Source organism: Variovorax sp. YR752, from assembly GCF_943372545.1.
Genome location: NZ_CALRZC010000030.1, coordinates 1 through 15,359, shown reverse-complemented (window position 1 = coordinate 15,359; position 15,359 = coordinate 1). Strand labels below are relative to the sequence as shown.

Genomic DNA, 15,359 nt, shown 5'->3' with positions numbered 1-15,359 from the left:
CCGGTGCTGAAGACGGCGCGCGTGCTCACCGCCTCACCGGTTCTCGTCAGCCAGGCTCTGCGCGATGGACGGCGGCGCGCCCACGCCCGCCGGCTGGCCGAGCAGGCGACCGCCCGAGCGCACGAAATCTTCGAGCTGCGGGCGCAGGCTGGCGGGCACGGGCATGAGTTCGAGCCCCAGCACGCGCGCCATTTCGAGCAGCGTCGACAGGCGCGGATCGATCTGCCCGCTTTCGATGCGCTGCACCGTCATGCGCGACAGCCCGGCGCGCGTGGCCAGCGCCTCCTGGCTCAGGCCGCCGGCCTTGCGGGCTTTTTCGAGTTCTTCAGTGAGTTGGAGCATTGCAATGCGCTTTTATCGGAAATTGAGTAGCAATACTATCTATATGGGGTGGTGGCGGCAATAAAAAAGCGACCCTCGGGTCGCTTTCTTGTTCAATTGCGTACTGAAAGGCGCAATGCGTCGTTCAGCCGTTCAGCTCAACACCACGCTGCTCAGGCGGCGACGGTAAGTGGCCACGACCGGATCGTCCGGCGGAATCTGCCCGTCGGCGACCTTCACCTTCGGCGGCTCGATCACGTCGAGGATCGCGATGTAGGTCTTGCGCGCGAGGTCTTCGCTCCAGCTCTTGTCGCGCATGAGGATGTCGAGCAGCTCGTCCATCGCGTCGGTCCAGCGCTGGGCGGCCATCAGCAGACGGGCGCGGTTGAAGCGGGCGTCGAAGTCGCGCTTGTTGGCCGCGATCTTGTCGTCGAAATCGCCCAGCGTCGGCGCGGAGCCTGTGACGGGTGCTGCGAAATCGATGGCGTCCATCCAGCGCTGCAGCGAATCGAAGCGGCGCACCAGCGTGGTCTTGGCGATCACCGGCGCAAAGGCGACCTTGGCGTCGTCGATGCGGCCTTCCTGCAGCAGCAGCTTGATGTAGTCGAAGCGCGCGTCGTCGTTGGCCGGGTCGGTGGCCACGGCGTGCTGCAGCTTCTCGAGCGCGCCCAGGGTGTCGCCCTCGGCCAGCGCTTCCTGCGCGGCAGCGCCTTCCGAGGCGGCTTCGGCCTCGTCGGCGCCCGGCACGTGCTTGTCGAGGAATTCGCGGATCTTCTCGGCCGGAATGGCGCCGACGAAGCCGTCGACCGGCTGGCCGTCCTTGAACATCACGCAGAACGGGATGCTGCGCACGCCGAACATTTCGGACAGTTGCGACGAAATCTGCGGCACCTTGTCGGCGTCGAGCTTGGCCAGCGTGAAGCGGCCGGCGTACTCGGTTTCGAGTTTTTCGAGCACCGGGCCGAGCTGTTTGCAGGGGCCGCACCATTCGGCCCAGATGTCCAGCAGCACCGGCGTGGCGACCGAGCCTTCGATCAGCTCGGACTGGAAATTTTCGAGAGTGATGTCGATCATCGGGAACAGCTGGGGGTGAAACGTAAAATTGAAACCATGAACGAAACCATTCAGGTCGGTGTAGTGATGGGCTCGAACTCCGATTGGGAGACGATGCGCCACGCGGTCGAGATTCTCCAGCAATTCGGAATCAGCCACGAAGCGAAGGTGGTCTCGGCCCACCGGATGCCCGATGCGCTGTTCGCGTACGCCGAAAGCGCCGCCGGGCGCGGGCTCACGGCGATCGTCGCCGGGGCGGGCGGCGCGGCCCACCTGCCGGGCATGCTGGCCTCCAAAACCACGGTGCCGGTGCTCGGCGTGCCGGTGGCCAGCCGCCACCTGCAGGGCGTCGATTCCCTCTACAGCATCGTGCAGATGCCCAAGGGCGTGCCCGTGGCCACCTTTGCCATCGGCACCGCCGGCGCGGCCAATGCGGCGCTGTTCGCGGTGGCGATGCTGGCGGTGAACAACCCCGCGCTGCGCGCGAAGCTCGACGCCTTCCGCACGGCCCAGACCGCCGCCGCCGAGGCCATGGTGCTGCCGCCGCCCGAAGCGGGCGCTGTGTCTCCCGTGTCACCGTTTTCGCCGCAAGGCGGGGGTGCACTGTGAGCGGCGTCACCGGCCATGCCGGCGACCTGCCCATCCTCCCGGGCGCCACGCTCGGCGTGCTCGGCGGCGGCCAGCTCGGGCGCATGTTCGCGCACGCGGCCCAGCGCATGGGCTACTTCACCGCGGTGCTCGACCCCGATGCCGACAGCCCCGCCGGCCGCGTGAGCCACCACCACATCCACACCGACTACGCCGACGTCGACGGCCTCGCCCGCCTCGCCGGCCTGGCCGACGCGGTGACGACCGAGTTCGAGAACGTGCCCGCGCCTTCGCTGGAGCACCTGGCCGTCGCGCGGCCGGTGTCGCCCGCCGCTTCGGCCATCGCCATCGCACAGGACCGCATCGCCGAGAAGGCGCACTTCACCCGCTGCGGCGTGCCCTGCGCGCCCTATGCCGTCATCGAGACCGCGGAGCAACTGGCCGCCATCGACGAACAACTGCTGCCCGGCATCCTCAAGACCGCCCGCCTGGGCTACGACGGCAAGGGCCAGCAGCGCGTGAAGACGCGCGCCGAGCTGGTCGAGGCCTGGCAGGCCGCCGGCTGCGTGCCCTGCGTGCTCGAAAAGATGCTGCCGCTCGAGTTCGAGTGCTCGGTGATCCTGGCGCGCGGCCGCGACGGCCAGATCGTGCACTTCCCGCCGCAGCGCAACCTGCACCGCGACGGCATCCTCGCCGTGACCGAGGTGCATCCGCAGAACATGCCCAAGACCGTGGCGCAGGGCGCGGTCAATTCCGCCAAGAGCATCGCCAGCGGCCTCGATTACGTGGGCGTGCTGTGCGTCGAGTTCTTCGCGCTGGCCGACGGTTCGCTGGTGGTCAACGAAATGGCACCGCGCCCGCACAACAGCGGCCACTACACGATGGAGGCCTGCGACGTGTCGCAGTTCGAGCTGCAGGTGCGCACCCTCGCCGGCCTGCCGCTGACCGCGCCGCGCCAGCACAGCCCCGCCGTCATGCTCAACCTGCTGGGCGACCTGTGGTTCCCAGACGGCGAAGGCGACGGCATCAAGCCGGTCGCGCCGCGCTGGAGCGAAGTGCTCGCCGTGCCCGGCACGCACCTGCACCTGTACGGCAAGCTGGCACCGCGCCGCGGTCGCAAGATGGGCCACCTGACCCTCACCGGCGCCACGCTCGAGAGCGTGCGCGCCAACGCCTCGCAGGCCGCGCTGCTGCTGGGCCTGCCGGCGCTCGCATGATCCTCGACGGCCACGCTCCCGACGCCATCGCCGAGGCCGCGCGCGTGCTGCGCGCGGGCGGGCTGGTCGCCTTCCCGACCGAGACCGTCTACGGCCTGGGCGCCGACGCCAGCAGCGACACCGCCGTCGCCGGCATCTTCGCGGCCAAGGGCCGGCCGGCCGACCATCCGCTGATCGTCCACGTGGCGGCGGGCGCCAAGGGCGCGCAGGCGCTGTCGCGCTTCGCCCAGCCGCTGCCGCCTTTCGCGCAGAAGCTCGTGCAGGCTTTCTGGCCCGGCCCGCTCACGCTGATCGTCACACGCCAGCCCGGCGTGGGCACGGCGGCGGCCGGCGGGCAGGACACCATCGGCCTGCGCTGCCCCGCGCACCCGGTGGCGCAGGCACTGCTTGAGGTCTGCGCCGAACAGGGCGTGCCCGGCCTCGCGGGGCCCAGTGCCAACCGCTTCGGCCGCGTCAGCCCGACCACGGCGCAGCACGTGCACGACGAGTTCGGCGATGCGCTGCTCGTCATCGACGGTGGTGCCTGCGAAGTGGGCATCGAATCGACCATCGTCGACTGCAGCCGCGGCGCTCCCGTGCTGCTGCGCCCGGGCCTCATCACGCGCGCGCAGATCGAGGCCGCCGCCGGCGAGCCGTTGCGCGACCGCGAGGTGCTCGACACGCCCGACCCGCGCGCCTCGGGTACGCTGGAGGCGCACTACGCGCCCGATGCCAAGGTGCGGCTGATGGACCCCAAGGCCATCCAGACCGGCCTCGACGTGCTCGGCGCCAACGCCGCGCACATCGCCGTGTGGACGCGCAGCAACGTGCGCAGCCGCTCGCAGCGCGTGCTGCTGCGGCGCATGCCCGACGACGCGGCCGCCGCCGCGCAGCAGCTGTTCGCGGTGCTGCGCGAGTTCGACGCGCAGGGCGTGAAGCTGATCTGGGTCGAGACGCCGCCCGACACGCCCGAGTGGGAAGGCGTCAAGGACCGCTTGCAGCGCGCTGCAGCGGCCTGATCAACGCCTGATCGCTGCCGCGGGGCTCAGCCCCCGGCCGCCAACACACCCTGGAAGAACCCGCGCGCTGCCGCCAGGCAGAACGGCGGCGCCAGCGTGCCGTGGTAGGCCGCGGTCACGGCGCGCGCCTTGTCGGCGGCGCTGCCCGGCGTGCTCTGTGCCAACAGGTCCTTCGCCTGCGCGAAGCCTGCGCGTGCCGCCGAATAGCTGTCGGTGGCGCCGCGGTCTTCCAGGTCGACCACCGCGAGCGCGGCGGCCGGCATGCCCTTGGCGCGGAAGTAGCCGGCCGTGGCGCGGGTGCTCAGGAAGTTCACGGTCGGGTCGTTCGCGCCGCTGCACAGCAGCATCGGCTTGGTCGGCACCCAGTTGCGCAGGTCGTTGGCGATGGCCGCCTTGCGGAAGCCCGTGGCGGGCTTGCAGTCCAGCGGCGTGGCCGAACCCAGTGACGCGGCCGTGGCCGGCAGTGCGTTGCCGGGGCAGGTGTTCGACTGGATGTCGGTGGCCGCCTGCGTGAGAAAGCTCTGCTTGATGAGGTTGTTGGCGCCGTAGAAGATCGACAGTTCGGGGCTCACCGGACCTGGCTTGCCGTCGGCCGGGAACAGCGCCAGCTGCGGCAGCTTGCCGCTGGAGAACAGCGTGCCCGGCGTGAGGCTCGGCAGCAGCGTCTCGATGCCGGTGGCGTACTGCGCTTCGTAGACGTCGCTGGGGCTGCCGTAGACGTTGCCGAACTGCTGCTGCCAGCTGGTCGACAGCAGCGGCACGAACAGCGTGGAGCCCAGCGCCGGCCAGCCCAGGTAGGTGTAGTCGGTCAGCAGGCTGATGGCCGAGGGCGCAGCCAGCGGGGCCGAGGCCGTCACCGTCTTGCCGGTGGCCTGCATCTCGCGGTGCGCCGCCATTGCCACGTAGCCGCCCTGCGAATAGCCGGTGATGAACAGCGAGCCGGCGTCGTTCGCGCCGATGTCCGAGAAGGTCTTGCGCGCCGCGGTGAGCGCATCGACCATGTCCTTGCCCTGCTGCTCGCCGTTGAGGTACGGGTGGTAGGGCAGCGTCGACTTGTCGTAGCCCGCGTAGTTGGGCGCCACCACGATGTAGCCCTGCGCCGCGAACATGGCCGCCACCATCAGGCCCTCGCCGGCGGCCGGCTGGGTGGTGTCGGTCCACTTGGCGAGGTTGTAGTTGCGCGCCGGCGTGGTGCCGTGCGCGTACAGCACCACCGGGCGCCCGCCGCTGCAGGCGACGTCGGAGCCCGAGGGCACCATGATCGCGGCGGTGGCGTTGGTGGCTTCGTTCTTGCCGCCGACGGTGCGGTACTCGAGGTAGCGCATGTCGACGCCGCACTTGGGCGCGCCGGTGACCTGCAGCAGCGCCTTGCCCTGGTCGGAGGCCTGCAGGCTGGCCCGGAACTGGTCGGCCGTGAGCTTGGTGCCCTGCTCGGGCGGGCTGGTGACGACCGAGCCGCGCCCGGTGTCGCTGCCGCCGCCCGGCGGCGGAAAGCCGATGCCGATGCCGCCCCCACCGCCGCCGCCCCCGCCGCAGGCGGCGAGCAACAGCGTGGCGCCGGCGAGCGTCGCCGTGGCGGTGACCCGGCGGGCCGAGAGGGAAGAATGCCGTGGGTGCAAGGTCAAGACGCGTCTCCTGGATTTGTATCGAAAACGAACGAGCGTCCTATTCTGGGCAGCGCCATGGCCGCGCGCAAGCCGCGTTTGCCAGCAGAACCTATTCAGTAGCCGAACGGGCCAGGCCCCGTCCGAGTCACTGGTCCTGCGCGGTCCAGTCGATCAGCGCATCGAAGGCGGCGCGTGCGGCGCCGGCGTTCTCGCCGTTGGCGATGGCCACCAGCACGTAGCGCCGGCCGCTCGCGCCGTGCACGTAGCCGGCCACGCCCGAGGCGTCGCGCAGCGTGCCGGTCTTCAGGTGGGCCGCGCCGCCCGAGCGCAGCGTGCGCCGCTTCAGCGTGCCGTCCACGCCCATCGCGGGCAGCGAGGCCATCAGCTCGGGCATCACGGGCGAGCGCCACGCCACCTGCAGCATCTTGCCGAGCGCGGCGGCGCTGATGCGCTCGTCGCGCGACAGGCCCGAGCCGTTCTCGAACACCGGCGACGCCTCGCCCGTGCCGATGCGGTCGCGCCACCACTGGCCCATCGCGCTGCGCGAGGCCTCGAAGGTGCCGCGCTGCTTCTGCGTGAGGCCGAGCGTGAGGAACAGCTGCTGCGCCATCACGTTGTTGCTGTACTTGTTGATGTCGCGCACCACCTCGGCCAGCGGCGGCGATTCGAAATCGAAGGCCGGCTTCAGGCCCGCGGGCACGCGGCCCTCGCGCATCTGGCCGCCGACGCGCCCGCCCATCTCGGCCCACATGCCGCCGATGGCGCGCAGGCTGTAGGTGCGCGGGTCGGCGTACGCCACGGCCCAGCTCTTCTCGCCGCAGCCGGTGGGAAAACCGCCGTTGAAGCGGATGCGGTTCACGTCGCTGAAGTCGGGCTTGAGCGCGCCGCGCCAGTCGCCGCATTCGCCCGGCGCCAGCGGCACGGTCGGCGGCATCGCCACGCTGGCCAGCGGGGGCTCGTAGCTCACGCGTGCGAACTGACCGGCGCGGTCGGGCGCGAAGGTCATGTTCACCGACTTGAAGTTCACCAGCAGTGCGTCGGGCGAGGCGTTGTAGGGGCGCAGCGGCTCGCCGTCGAAGGCGGCCGGGTCGTTCTCGACCGTGGTCTCGAAGGCGCTGCGGTCGATCACGATGTCGCCGCTCACGGTGGTGATGCCCAGGCCCTGCACGTGGCGCAGCAGCAGCCACACGCGCTCGAGCACCAGCTTGGGATCGCCCTGGCCCTTGATGTAGAGGTTGCCGTTGAGCACGCCGTTGGCCACCGAGCCCTCGACGTAGACCGGCGTGTTCCAGCTGTAGGCCGGGCCGAGCAGGTCGAGCGCCGCGTAGGTGGTCACCAGCTTCATGATCGAGGCCGGGTTCACCGGCACCTGCGAGCGCCAGGCCAGGCGCGGCGCGCGGCCGGCGTCGGCATCGGCCACGAGCAAGGTCACGGCGTCGCGCGACACCTTGGCACGCGCAAGGGCGGCATCGACTTGGGGCGGAAGGGCTTGCTGGGCGAGGGCGCCGAGCGGGGCCAGCAGTGCAAGGGTCAGCGCAAGAGTCTGCGCACGGGGCGCGTGGCGGAAGGCAAGAGGCATCCGCCGATTATCCCGGCGCGAACACGTGCAGCTTCGCGTGGTAGAGCAGCATGATCGTCTTGGCGTCGGCGATGCGGCCGTCGGCCACCATGGCCAGCGCCTCGTCGATGCGCAGCTCGAGCACCTCGATGTCCTCGCCCTCCTCCGCCAGCCCGCCGCCCGCGCCGACGCGCATCGAGGCCTCGTAGGGCGCGACGAAGAAGTGCAGCTTCTCGGTCACCGAGCCCGGGCTCATGAAGCTCTCGAACACCTTCTGCACCGCGCCGAGCCGGTAGCCCAGTTCTTCTTCCACTTCGGCGCGGATGCGCTCCTCGGGCGCGGCGTTGTCGAGCAGGCCCGCGGCCGCTTCGATCAGCAGGTCGTCGTGGCCGTTGACGAAGGCCGGGTAGCGGAACTGCCGCGTGAGCAGCACCGTGCGCTGGCCCAGGTGATAGGGCAGCAGCGTGGCGCCGTTGCCGCGGTCGTAGGTCTCGCGGTGCATGCGCTGCCACTCGCCGTCGTTGCGCCGCCAGTCGAAGGCGGTGGTGCGCAGCGTGTACCAGTTGTCGGACAGGAGGGTGACTTCGTGCACCCGGACGCGGTCGTGGATGGTCATGGCGGCGAGCATAAAACCTGATTCGTGCAATATCAAGATGATTCGTGCAATAGCGTGCAAACTCGCTATCATCGGCCCATGCTCACTCGCCCGCGCAAGCAACACATCCTCTCGGTCCTGCGGCGCGACGGCCAGGTCGTCGCCAAGGCACTCAGCGAGGAACTGGCCCTGTCCGAAGACACCATCCGCCGCGACCTGCGCGAGCTCGCGGCCGAAGGGCTGCTGCAGCGCGTGCACGGCGGCGCGCTGCCGGTGGCGGCGGCCGAGGCCGACTTCACCGGGCGCCAGCATCTTGCGCCCGACGAAAAAGTGGCCATCGGCCGCGCCGCCGCGCGCCTCGTGAAGCCGGGGCAGGTGGTGTTCATCGACGGCGGCACCACGGCCGTGCAACTGGCGCGTCACCTGCCGCCCACGCTGCAGGCCACGGTGGTCACGCACAGCCCGTCGGTGGCGGTCGAGCTGCAGGCGCATACCGGCATCGAGGTGGTGCTGATTGGCGGGCGCCTTTTCCGGCATTCGATGGTGGCGGTCGGCGCGGCGGCCATGGCGGCCATTTCGCGCATCCATGCCGACACGTATTTCATGGGCGTCACCGGCGTGCACGCCGAGGCGGGCCTGACCACGGGCGACGCGGAAGAGGCCGAGATCAAGCGCGCGCTGATGGCCGCGGCGGCCGAGACCGTCGTGCTGGCCTCGTCCGAAAAGCTCGGGGCCGCGTCGGCCTGGGTGGTCAACCCGCTGGCGGACGCAACGCAGCTGCTGGTGGCGCCGCAGGCCTCCGAGCAGGCGCTGGCGCCGCTGCGCGCGGCCGGCCTGGCGATCCTGCGCGCCGACGAGGCTGGTTGATTCGCCCCGCCCCTGCGCGGCCGAGGTCCGCCCTCGATAATGGCGGGATGCCCGCCGCGCCCCCGCAGACCTCCCCGCCCCTCCTGTCTCCCCGCATGCTCGGCATCGGCGCGGCGGTGGTCACCGTCGTGGTCTGGACCGCCTTCATCCTCATCGCGCGCGCCTCGGCCGCGCGTTCGCTCACGCCCTTCGACCTCGCCTTTGCGCGCGTCTGCGGCGCCAGCCTGGTGCTGGTGCCCTGGGGCGCGTGGCTGGCGACGAAGCACCGCGGCGCGGTGTCGTCGTTCTTCGGTTTGTCGCCGCTGTCGCTGCGCGTGACGGCCACGGCCGGCATCTTCGGCGGCGTGGCCTACGCCCTCATCGCCTACAGCGGCTTCTTCTTCGCACCGGCCGGCCATGCCGCCGTGCTGATGCCCGGCAGCCTGCCGCTGTGGACCACGCTGCTGGCCGCGCTGGTGCTGCGCGACCGCATCACGCCCACGCGCGCCATCGGCCTGGCGATGATCGTCGCGGGCGACCTCGTGGTCGGCGGGCGCAGCCTGCTGCATGCCTTCGAGGGCGGCGAGGTCTGGAAGGGCGACCTGATGTTCATGGGCGCCGCCTTCTGCTGGGCCTGCTACAGCATCGTGGCGCGCCGCCACGGCCTGGACGCCGTGCGCGCGACCATCGCCATCACCGTGTTCGCGCTCATGACCTATGTGCCGGTCTACACATTGCTCGTGGCCTCGGGTGCCGTCGTCAGCCACATCGGCAGCGCGCCGTGGGGCGAGGTCGCCTTCCAGATGGCCTTCCAGGGCCTCGGCTCGGTCGTGATCTCCGGCATCACCTTCACAAAAATGATCCAGCACTTCGGGCCCGTGCGCACCACCATGATCACGGCGCTGGTGCCGGGCCTGTCGGCCTTCGGCGCGGTGCTGTGGCTGGGCGAACCGATGCACTGGAGCCTGATCGCCGGCCTAGCGCTGGTGACGGGCGGCATTTTGTTCGGCGTGCGCAAGGCAGCGGCCGTGCGCGTGGCGCCGGTCTGCCCGACGCCGTGCCCGGCAGGAATGGGGCGCCCCAATGTCTGACAAGCTGCTGGCCTTCGACACGAGCACCGAGCACCTGTCGGTGGCGGTGCGCCACGGCGACCGCGTGCTGGCGCACAGCGGCGTGGGCGGCGCGCAGGCGTCGAGTACGCTGCTGCCGCTGATTCGTCAGCTGCTCGCCGACGCGGGGCTCGCGCTGGCCGAACTCGACGCCATCGTCTTCGGGCGCGGCCCGGGTTCCTTCACCGGCCTGCGCACCGCCTGCTCGGTGGCGCAGGGCCTGGCCTTCGGCGCCAAGGTGCCGCTGCTGCCGGTCGACACCCTGCTGGCCGTGGCCGACGAGGCACGCCACGCCTTCGGCGCGCAGCGCGTGGTGGCCGTGCTCGACGCGCGCATGGACCAGCTCTACGCTGCGCACTACGACTTCGACACCGCCGGCCCGTTCGGCGGTGATCCCGAGCCGCTGCTGCTCGCCCCCGAGGCGCTCGAGGTGCCGGCCGGCTGGGCGCTCGCCGGCAATGCCTTCACCGCCTACGGCCCGCGCCTGGCGACCGCCACGGCCCGCCACGAGGTGCTGCCCACCGCCGTCGCCATGCTGCGGCTGGCGCCCGCGCTGCTCGCGGCCGGACGCACCGTGCCCGCCGCACAGGCCTGGCCGCTCTATGTTCGCGATAAAGTGGCGCAAACCACCGAGGAACGCGCCGCCATCAAGGCCGCTGCCGCTGCTGTCGCCGTTCCGCCAAGCCCCGTATGAGCGCTGTCCTCCAGTCCGTCGAAGCCCGTCTTGAACCGCTCACCGTCGAGCGGATCGACGCCGTGTGCGCGGTCGAGCAGACGGCCTACACGCACCCCTGGACGCGCGCCAACTTCACCGATTCGATGGCCGTGGGCTACCACTGCCAGTGCCTGCTGGCGCCCGGCGTGGCGCCGGGTGTCGAGTCGCCCTGCACCAGCCTGGGCGAAACGCTCATCGGCTACTTCGTCGCCATGAAGGGCGTGGACGAGGTGCACCTGCTCAACATCACCGTGGCGCCGGCTTTCCAGCGCCAGGGCTGGGCGCCGCTCATGCTCGAGGCGCTGGCCGGCTGGTCGCGCGGCGAGGGCGCGCTGTGGCTCTGGCTCGAGGTGCGCGAAAGCAACCGGCGCGCGCTCGACATCTACCTGCGGCAAGGCTTTCGCAGCGTCGGCGTGCGCAAGGGCTACTACCCGGCGTTCGACGGCAAGCGTGAAGACGCGGTCGTCATGAGCATGCGCCTCAACGAAACAGGCTCCGCCTGGGGAGCTTTGCGATGACGGACACCGCCGCTGTACACACCCTGCGCCTGGACGCGCGCCAGCGCGCCATGCTCGACGAGATGGGCGTGAAGGTCTGGTGGCCCGTGCCGCCGGAACCCGAGATCGAAGTCGAAGCCGAGCCAGAAGCCCCCGTGGCCGCTGATTCCGGCATGCCCGACATGCCCGAAGGCCCGCCGCTGGAGCTCGACGAGCGCGACCAGTCTTATGACGCGCCGCCTCCGCAGCGCCCGGCACCGGCGCCCGTCGCCCGCCCCGTGGCCGCCCCGGCCCCGCGTCCGGTCGCAGCACCGCCCGTGGCGCAAGGCGCCGCCGTGCTGGTCGAAGCGCCCTGCCGCCTGTATGCCGACAAGGCCGATGCCACGGCGCCGGTGCAGGGCGGCTGGCTGGTCGTGGCCGACATGCCGCCCGAAGCCGACGGCCGCCACGGCGAGCCCTTCGCGGGCGACGCCGGCCGCCTGCTCGACAACATGCTGCGCGCACTGAAGCTGCACGACGGCCGCACGCCCGTGCACCTGATGCGCACGCACCGCGGCGTGGCCGCCGGCCAGCCCGGCAGCCCGCAGCCGATCGACGCGGCCTTCGACGCCCACGCGGCGGCGCTGGCGCCCAGCGTCGTGCTGGCGATGGGCCCATTGGCCGCGCAAAGCCTGATGCAAAGCCGCGATCCGCTGGGCAAGCTGCGCGGTCGCGCCGTGCCGCTGGCGTCGGCGAATGGCGTGCCGGTGGTCGCCACGTACCACCCCGCGTACCTGCTGCGCAACCCGGCCGACAAGGCCCGCGCCTGGGCCGACTTGTGCCTGGCGGCAGAGCAGCAGCAAGCAGCCTCGCCATCGGAATAAGGCCTGTTGGGCGGGGTCCGTAAAATCGGGCCCCATGACTTTCCTCGACAAGCTGGCCGCTGCACAGCAAACCAACGGCTCGCTGCTCTGCGTGGGCCTCGACCCGGAGCCCGCCAAATTCCCGGGGGCGTACAAGGGCGACGCCAGCCGCATCTATGACTTCTGCGCGCGCATCGTCGATGCGACGGCCGACCTAGTCATCGCCTTCAAGCCGCAGATTGCCTACTTCGCCGCCCACCGCGCCGAAGACCAGCTCGAACGCCTCATGGAGCACATGCGCCGCAACGCGCCTCACGTGCCCACGATTCTTGACGCCAAGCGCGGCGACATCGGCTCCACCGCCGAGCAGTACGCGCTCGAAGCCTTCGAGCGCTACGGCGCCGACGCCGTGACCCTGTCGCCCTTCATGGGCTTCGACTCGGTCGCGCCCTACCTCAAGCACGAAGGCAAGGGCGCCTTCCTGCTGTGCCGCACCAGCAACCCCGGCGGTTCGGACCTGCAGGGCCAGCGGCTTGCGAGCGTCGAGGGCCAGCCCTTCCTGTACGAGCACGTCGCCCGCCTGGCGCAGGGCCCGTGGAACCTCAACGGCCAGCTCGGCCTCGTGGTGGGCGCGACCTATCCGGCCGAAATCGAGCGTGTGCGCGAGCTCGCACCGACGGTGCCGCTCTTGATCCCGGGTGTCGGTGCCCAGGGCGGTGACGCGGTTGCCACCGTGCGCGCCGGCTGGCGCGCCGACGCGCCGATCATCGTGAACTCGTCGCGGGCGATCATCTATGCCTCGTCGGGCGAAGACTTCGCCGATGCGGCGAAGAACGCCGCGCGCACCACGCGCGACGCGCTCGAAGCCGCCAAGCCTTAGTTTCTGCGCAGGCGCGTGAACGCCTCGAACTCCCAGTTGCGCATGCCCAGTAGCAGGGTGTAGCCCTCGCGGTCCTTGGCCGACAGCTTCTGGTCGGTCTGGTGCTGCTGCGCGAAGTCTTGCGCCACGCGCTGCAACCGCTCCAGGAAGGCCGGCGCGAGTGACCGGCTGATCGAGCCGTGCACCAGCAGCAGCCCCTCGGCCGGGCCGTCGAAGCCGCCCTTGTAGTAGTCGAGCACCACGTTCTCGCGGAAGAACTCCATCACCGGGCCGTGCGGGCGCCAGCGGAAGGTTTTCGCGAGCTTCAGGCGGTACCGGTTGAGCGGGCGCAGCTCGATGATGCCGATGCGGTCCAGCTGCGCCAGGCAGCCGATGCACTCGGGCTCGGTGATCCGGTACGACGCCACGATCTGCTCCAGCGTCCACTGGCTCAGCACGCTGATCGCCACCAGCAGCAGCTTCTTGTCCTTGACCACGGCTTTCTCCTGCTCGTGCGTCAGCTCCTTCAGCAGCGGCTGGGCGTCGGCCACGCGCCGCGCCAGCTCGGCGAAATCGATCTTCAGGGCGCGGCAGATCGCATCGACGCGCGACAGCGGCATGTCGCTCTTGGCCAGCATGCGCTTGACGCTGGATTCCGCCATGTCCAGCGACCGGGCCAGGTCGGCATACGTCATGCGGGCGCTTTTGAGTTCGTTCTTGAGGGCCTGGACCAGATCGACGGTGGTGCTCATGAAGGGAGGGTACGGGTTGAAGGTATTGGAAAAGGATACCGAAGGGAGTGAAATAGTGCCTCGTATCGATTCTCGATGCCTGGGGAAGGGCTGGCAACTAGATTCCACCCGCCAGCCACCACCCCACCGAGGAACGCCATGCTTCTGCCCACCCTGACACGCCGCGAACGCGGACTGTTGTTCACCTTCGCGCTGCTCCTGCTCGTCGCCTTCTTCGGCCCGGCGCTGCCGGCCGCCGACGTGGCGATCGCCTCCGTGTTCGCCGACAACCGGCCGCTGTTTCACCTGCCCAACGCGATGGACGTGCTGAGCAACCTGCCGTTCCTGGCCATCGGCTGCCTGGGCCTGTACCGGCTCAACCGCATCGACCGCTCGCACCAGGAGGCGCTGGCCGGGTTCCCGCTGGCGCCGCCCGCCAACGACCCGCCCGACAACACGCTGGATTGCGCCTGGCTGTTCTTTGCCGGCCTGATCGCCACCGCCGCGGGCTCGGCCTTCTATCACCTGCTGCCCGACGCGCCCCGCCTCGCGGCCGACCGCGCCGGCATGGCCGTGGCCTTCGCGGGCCTGATCGGCATCGCCGTCTGCGAGCGCGTCAGCCAGCGCGCCGGCTGGCCGGCCGCCTGGTTCGTGCTCACGGCCGGCCTGCTGGCGGCCGAGGTTTGCCAGGAAACCGGCAATGTGCTGCCCTGGGCGCTGGTGCAGTTCGGCGGCATGGCGGTGGTGCTCACGCTGGCGCTGGCCACGCCGATGCGCGGCGCCGTCGGGCTCAAGCTGGGCTGGGTGATCGCGTTCTATGTGGTGGCCAAGGCCTTCGAATTGGGCGACCACGCCATCTACGAAGCCACCGGCCACCTCGTGTCGGGTCACACGCTCAAGCACCTGGTGGCGTCGCTGGCCGGTCTGCCCGTGCTGATGGCGCTGTACCGCCTCGAAAAGGGCTGGCGCGCCACCCTGCTGCGGCACAATCCCGACCCTGCCGCGATCGCGGTGTGACGCGGCCTGACCACCGGAACGCCGGTGGCGCAGCGGTAGAAGACAAAGAGGAGATTGCATCGCATGACAACCCCCGCCGCCGCCGCGCCCGCGCCCGTGGTGCATGAGCCCAACGCCCACGCGAACCAGTTCGCCCTGCTCGGCCAGCGGCGCTTCGCGCCCTTCTTCTGGACCCAGTTCGCGGGCGCCGCGAACGACAACCTCTTCAAGTTCGCCTTCACCGTCATGGTGACCTACCAGTTGCAACTGAGCTGGATGCCGCCGGCCATGGCGGGGCTGGTGATCGGTGCGCTGTTCATCCTGCCCTTCTTGCTGTTCTCGGCCACGGCCGGGCAGCTGACCGACAAGTTCGACAAGACGAAGATGATCCGCTTCGTCAAGAACCTCGAGATCGCGATCATGGTGATCGCCGCCTGGGGCTTCGTGCGCGCCGACGCGGTGGTGCTGCTGGGCTGCGTGTTCCTCATGGGGCTGCATTCCACGCTGTTCGGGCCGGTCAAGTTCGCCTACCTGCCGCAGGTGCTCGATTCGCGCGAGCTCACGGGCGGCAACGGCATGGTCGAGATGGGCACCTTCGTCGCCATCCTGCTGGGCCAGGTGGCGGGCGGGCTGCTGGTGGCGATGCCGCAGATCGGCCACACCACGGTGGCCGTGGCCTGCCTGCTGCTGGCGCTGGTGGGGCGCGGCGTGGCGCAGGCCATTCCGCCCGCGCCGGCCACCGACCCGAGTCTGGTCATCAACTGGAACCCCTTCAGCGAAACCTGGCGCAACCTGATGCTGGCGCGCGAGAACATCGTGGTGTTCCG

The 15,359-nt window shown here is 70.4% G+C and carries 17 protein-coding genes; 11 read left to right on the top strand and 6 right to left on the bottom strand.

All coding sequences use genetic code 11. The features are described from left to right. Positions 1 to 33: 33 nt before the first annotated feature. Complete coding sequence (locus AAG801_RS09865; protein ID WP_062481916.1) at positions 34 to 342, bottom strand: helix-turn-helix transcriptional regulator; 309 nt, start codon at positions 340 to 342, stop codon at positions 34 to 36. A 132-nt stretch (positions 343 to 474) separates the two neighbouring features. Further along, the gene (locus AAG801_RS09860) at positions 475 to 1,395 is read right to left on the bottom strand and encodes a tetratricopeptide repeat protein (RefSeq protein WP_341888230.1); all 921 of its coding nucleotides are present in this window, start codon (positions 1,393 to 1,395) and stop codon (positions 475 to 477) included. Positions 1,396 to 1,431: 36 nt separating this feature from the next. Between AAG801_RS09860 and purE the strand changes: the two genes are divergently transcribed. Genes purE through AAG801_RS09845 form a run of 3 tightly spaced genes read left to right on the top strand, consistent with a single transcriptional unit; the run spans position 1,432 to position 4,177 of the window. Continuing rightward, complete coding sequence (purE, locus tag AAG801_RS09855; protein WP_101490892.1) at positions 1,432 to 1,983, top strand: 5-(carboxyamino)imidazole ribonucleotide mutase; 552 nt, start codon at positions 1,432 to 1,434, stop codon at positions 1,981 to 1,983. Continuing rightward, positions 1,980 to 3,179 carry a 5-(carboxyamino)imidazole ribonucleotide synthase gene (locus AAG801_RS09850; protein WP_341888229.1) on the top strand — a complete coding sequence of 400 codons (1,200 nt, stop codon included), beginning with the start codon at positions 1,980 to 1,982 and terminating at the stop codon, positions 3,177 to 3,179. The genes purE and AAG801_RS09850 overlap by 4 nt, the downstream gene beginning before the upstream one ends. Continuing rightward, positions 3,176 to 4,177 carry an L-threonylcarbamoyladenylate synthase gene (locus AAG801_RS09845; RefSeq protein ID WP_192194091.1) on the top strand — a complete coding sequence of 334 codons (1,002 nt, stop codon included), beginning with the start codon at positions 3,176 to 3,178 and terminating at the stop codon, positions 4,175 to 4,177. Before AAG801_RS09850 ends, AAG801_RS09845 begins: the two co-directional genes overlap by 4 nt. Positions 4,178 to 4,203: 26 nt before the next feature. On the opposite strand, the gene AAG801_RS09840 is transcribed toward AAG801_RS09845, so the two are convergent. The 3 genes from AAG801_RS09840 to AAG801_RS09830 form a co-directional block, all read right to left on the bottom strand. Continuing rightward, the gene (locus AAG801_RS09840) at positions 4,204 to 5,802 is read right to left on the bottom strand and encodes a prolyl oligopeptidase family serine peptidase (RefSeq protein WP_341888228.1); all 1,599 of its coding nucleotides are present in this window, start codon (positions 5,800 to 5,802) and stop codon (positions 4,204 to 4,206) included. Between the two features lie 127 nt (positions 5,803 to 5,929). Beyond that, complete coding sequence (gene dacB / locus AAG801_RS09835; protein WP_341888227.1) at positions 5,930 to 7,363, bottom strand: D-alanyl-D-alanine carboxypeptidase/D-alanyl-D-alanine-endopeptidase; 1,434 nt, start codon at positions 7,361 to 7,363, stop codon at positions 5,930 to 5,932. A 7-nt stretch (positions 7,364 to 7,370) separates the two neighbouring features. Beyond that, on the bottom strand, positions 7,371 to 7,958 hold the full coding sequence (locus AAG801_RS09830) for a GDP-mannose pyrophosphatase (RefSeq protein ID WP_319358002.1): 588 nt from the start codon (positions 7,956 to 7,958) through the stop codon (positions 7,371 to 7,373). A 78-nt stretch (positions 7,959 to 8,036) separates the two neighbouring features. On the opposite strand from AAG801_RS09830, the gene AAG801_RS09825 reads away from it, so the two are divergent. From AAG801_RS09825 to pyrF, 6 genes are all read left to right on the top strand, one after another. Then, on the top strand, positions 8,037 to 8,804 hold the full coding sequence (locus AAG801_RS09825; protein ID WP_341888226.1) for a DeoR/GlpR family DNA-binding transcription regulator: 768 nt from the start codon (positions 8,037 to 8,039) through the stop codon (positions 8,802 to 8,804). Positions 8,805 to 8,899: 95 nt separating this feature from the next. Next, the gene (locus tag AAG801_RS09820; protein WP_341888225.1) at positions 8,900 to 9,874 is read left to right on the top strand and encodes a DMT family transporter; all 975 of its coding nucleotides are present in this window, start codon (positions 8,900 to 8,902) and stop codon (positions 9,872 to 9,874) included. Further along, positions 9,867 to 10,586, top strand: a complete 720-nt coding sequence (tsaB, locus tag AAG801_RS09815) for a tRNA (adenosine(37)-N6)-threonylcarbamoyltransferase complex dimerization subunit type 1 TsaB (RefSeq protein ID WP_341888224.1) — start codon at positions 9,867 to 9,869, stop codon at positions 10,584 to 10,586. Before AAG801_RS09820 ends, tsaB begins: the two co-directional genes overlap by 8 nt. Beyond that, positions 10,583 to 11,125, top strand: coding sequence for a ribosomal protein S18-alanine N-acetyltransferase (gene rimI, locus AAG801_RS09810; RefSeq protein WP_062483095.1), 543 nt, complete (start codon positions 10,583 to 10,585; stop codon positions 11,123 to 11,125). Before tsaB ends, rimI begins: the two co-directional genes overlap by 4 nt. Next, positions 11,122 to 11,967: a uracil-DNA glycosylase family protein gene (locus tag AAG801_RS09805; RefSeq protein ID WP_341888223.1), complete on the top strand. Its 846-nt coding sequence runs from the start codon at positions 11,122 to 11,124 to the stop codon at positions 11,965 to 11,967. The genes rimI and AAG801_RS09805 overlap by 4 nt, the downstream gene beginning before the upstream one ends. Before the next feature lie 34 nt (positions 11,968 to 12,001). Continuing rightward, positions 12,002 to 12,826 carry an orotidine-5'-phosphate decarboxylase gene (gene pyrF, locus AAG801_RS09800; protein ID WP_056577070.1) on the top strand — a complete coding sequence of 275 codons (825 nt, stop codon included), beginning with the start codon at positions 12,002 to 12,004 and terminating at the stop codon, positions 12,824 to 12,826. Here the strand turns inward: pyrF and AAG801_RS09795 are convergent. Further along, the gene (locus tag AAG801_RS09795; RefSeq protein WP_099793925.1) at positions 12,823 to 13,557 is read right to left on the bottom strand and encodes a helix-turn-helix transcriptional regulator; all 735 of its coding nucleotides are present in this window, start codon (positions 13,555 to 13,557) and stop codon (positions 12,823 to 12,825) included. The genes pyrF and AAG801_RS09795 overlap by 4 nt on opposite strands. 138 nt (positions 13,558 to 13,695) lie before the next feature. Here AAG801_RS09795 and AAG801_RS09790 point away from each other — a divergent pair, with 138 nt between their 5' ends. Both AAG801_RS09790 and AAG801_RS09785 read left to right on the top strand, forming a co-directional pair. Further along, on the top strand, positions 13,696 to 14,553 hold the full coding sequence (locus tag AAG801_RS09790) for a hypothetical protein (protein ID WP_341888222.1): 858 nt from the start codon (positions 13,696 to 13,698) through the stop codon (positions 14,551 to 14,553). 63 nt (positions 14,554 to 14,616) lie between these two features. Continuing rightward, the coding region (locus tag AAG801_RS09785; RefSeq protein ID WP_341888221.1) for an MFS transporter at positions 14,617 to 15,359 on the top strand (743 nt) is incomplete at its 3' end.